This window comes from Agromyces humi (assembly GCF_009720255.1).
Taxonomy (GTDB): domain Bacteria; phylum Actinomycetota; class Actinomycetes; order Actinomycetales; family Microbacteriaceae; genus Agromyces; species Agromyces humi.
In genome coordinates, this window is the sequence record NZ_WJSP02000454.1 from 1 (window position 1) to 2690 (window position 2690).

The window sequence follows — 2690 nt, forward strand, 5'->3', positions numbered from 1 at the left end:
CGACTCGCAGAACGGTACGACGCACGCCGCCAGCGGCTCGAGCGCCGACGGATCAGCCGCGTTGAATGCGGCACCGCACAGCAACGAGCACCAGGTCGAGTCCCGATGGAGTCCCGAGGCGCGCGCGTCGTCGCCCGTGCGCACGAAGCCGTGCTCGTCGCGCTCCAGTTGCGTGACCCAGTCCGTGGCGGGCTGTGCGCCGATGAAGCAGAACAGCCCGCGGCAGTCGACCGTGGCATCCGTGTCGCCCGCGAGGGTCACCTGCTCGAGGGTCTCGCCGCCGTGCAGAGCCGCCACCCGGGTGCGCGTGTGCACCTGGATGCGCGGGTCCTCGGCGAGGCGATCGACGAGGTAGCTCGACATCTGCGAGGAGAGGCCGTCGGCGCGCACGACCAGCCGCACGGGGCAGCCGTTCGCGGCGAGGTACAGCGCGGCCTGGCCCGCGGAGTTGGCACCCCCGACGATGACGACGGGCGCGTCGATGACCTGCCGGAGCTCGAGCGACGTGGCCGCGTGGAAGATGCCGGCACCCTCGAACTCGCTCCAGCGGTCGAGGTCGAGCGTGCGGTACTGCGCGCCGGTGGTGATCACGACCGACCTGGCGTGCACGAGCCGGCCGTCGGCGAGCGTGAGCGTGAGCGGGTCGCCCGACTCCTGCAACCCCGCGACCTCGCACGGGGCGAACACCCGCACGCCGAACTTGAAGGCCTGCAGCGAGGCCTGCCCGGTGAGCGCGTCGCCGCTCACGCCGAACGGGAAGCCGAGGTAGTTCTCGATGCGCGACGTCGCCGCCGACTGCCCGCCGGGGGCGATCGAGTCGAGCAGCACGGTGCGGAGCCCCTCCGAGGCGCCGTAGATCGCCGCGGCGAGTCCGGCGGGCCCGCCGCCGACCACCGCGAGGTCCGCGGCCGTGTCGTCGTCGTTCACGTAGGCGAGCCCGAGCAGCTCGGCGACCTGACCTGGCGTCGCGTTGCGCACGTTCTCGCCCTGCACGATGGCGACGGGCAGGTCGCCGCGCGAGAAGCCGTGCTCGAAGATGTGGGCCGCCGTCTCGGGGTCGTCGGCATCGACCCAGGTGTGCGCGAGCTCGAGGCGCTCGGCGTACCGGCGCAGGGCCGTTGCGCCCGCCGAACGCTGGGTGCCGACGATCTTCAGCGACAGGGCGGCCGGGCCCCGCCGCAGGAAGTCGCGGCGCGCCCAGAGCGTGCGCAGCAGGAGGTCGCACAGCTCGTCGTCCTCGGCCATCAGCCGCTGGAGCGCCGCGTGATCGACACGGTACATACGGCCGGCTTCCGTCGCGCGCGCCGACAGGAACGCCCGCTGGCCGTTCAGCAGCCCGAGCTCGCCGACGAACGTGCGCGGGCCGAGGGTGACGATCGAGGTCTCACCCACCCAGGGCAGCGCGTCGCGTACGACCTCCACCGCGCCGCTCTCGACGAGGATGAGGTCGTACCAGCGGTCTCCCGTGCGGAACAGCAGGTCGCCCACGGCGACGTCGACCGGCACGCCGTGCGCCACCAGCCGATCCCACTGGGCGTCGGTGAGATGGGGGACGACCGGACCCTGCTTCTTGCCCATCTCCCCATCGTGCCCCATGCGTCGCGCGCGGGGGAGGCCCGGCCGGAATCCGGCGAGTGCCGTCAGGCCCGCGCGAGCCGCTCGATGAGCGCCATCGCGTCGAACGGCGCGCGCACCTTCACGTCGTTGTCGAAGTACGCGTAGGCGTCGCGGCCCGCGTCGAGGTGCGCCCGCATCCACGCCTCCCAGCGGTCGAGTCCCTCGTCGTCGTAGCCCGACACATAGAGCTCCCGGTCGCCGTGCAGGCGCGCGTAGCCGAACGACGCCGTCGTGCGGTCGATCCGCGGATAGCGTCCGGCGGTGTCGGCGGTGACGGATGCCACGCCGTGCCGCTCCAGCAGCGACGCCCACGCGTCCACGTGCTCCTCGAAGCTCGGATGCCGCACCTCGACGGCGTGCTCGAGCGGCCGCTCGGGAGCGGCCCTCAGCGCGTACGACGATCGTCCCGACATCCGCCGCTCACGGTGTCGCGCGAGCGCGGCGGCCGCCTCGTGCGTGCGCGGCAGGCGCGCGAGGAACGCGTCGAGCAGCGCCTCGTCGTACGCGAGCGTCGGGGGGAGCTGCCAGAGCAGCGGACCGAGCTTGTCGCCGAGCGCCAGCAGGCCCGACGCGAAGAAGTTGGCCACGGGGCCGTCGATGTCGCCGAGGCGCTTCACGTGGGTGATGTACCGCGGCCCCTTGACCGCGAAGACGAAGTCGCCGGGCACGGCATCGCGCCAGCGCACCCAGCTCCCCGGACGCTGCAGCGAGTAGAACGAGCCGTTGATCTCGACCGAGCCGAGGTGGCGCGCCGCGTAGTCGAGCTCGTCGGCCTGGCGAAGACCCTTGGGGTAGAACTCGCCGCGCCAGTTCGGGTAGACCCAGCCCGAGATCCCCACGTACGCGCGCCCCCGACGCTCCCCCATGTCACACCGCCACGCCGAGCGCGGCTCCGATCGCCCAGGTCACGGCGAGGGCGAGCGCCCCGCCGACCGTCACCCGCAGCACGGCCCCTACTGGCTGTACGTGCTGCACACCATGGTCATCAACCCGATCGTGAGCATCGTGACGTGGAGTCTCACCATCGCGTGGACGTCCATCGCGCTGGCGGGCACCACGGGCTGGTTCTGGCA

The 2690-nt window shown here is 72.6% G+C and carries 2 protein-coding genes and 1 pseudogene; 1 reads left to right on the top strand and 2 read right to left on the bottom strand.

The window, feature by feature from the left end; translation table 11 throughout:
- Both GH736_RS20795 and GH736_RS20800 read right to left on the bottom strand, forming a co-directional pair.
- A partial coding sequence (locus GH736_RS20795) for an FAD-dependent oxidoreductase (protein ID WP_159606702.1) occupies positions 1-1578 on the bottom strand: 1578 nt, incomplete at its 3' end.
- A gap of 62 nt (positions 1579-1640) precedes the next feature.
- On the bottom strand, positions 1641-2483 hold the full coding sequence (locus tag GH736_RS20800) for a DUF72 domain-containing protein (protein ID WP_159606704.1): 843 nt from the start codon (positions 2481-2483) through the stop codon (positions 1641-1643).
- Between GH736_RS20800 and GH736_RS20805 the strand changes: the two are divergent.
- Positions 2482-2690, top strand: a pseudogene (locus GH736_RS20805) (sensor histidine kinase); the annotation flags it as partial. The gene GH736_RS20800 and the pseudogene GH736_RS20805 overlap by 2 nt on opposite strands.

What these genes read in the sequence shown, in the direction of transcription:
- GH736_RS20800 (WP_159606704.1), bottom strand. Translation starts at nt 2,483, where the DNA reads ATGGGGGAGCGTCGGGGGCGCGCGTACGTGGGGATCTCGGGCTGGGTC.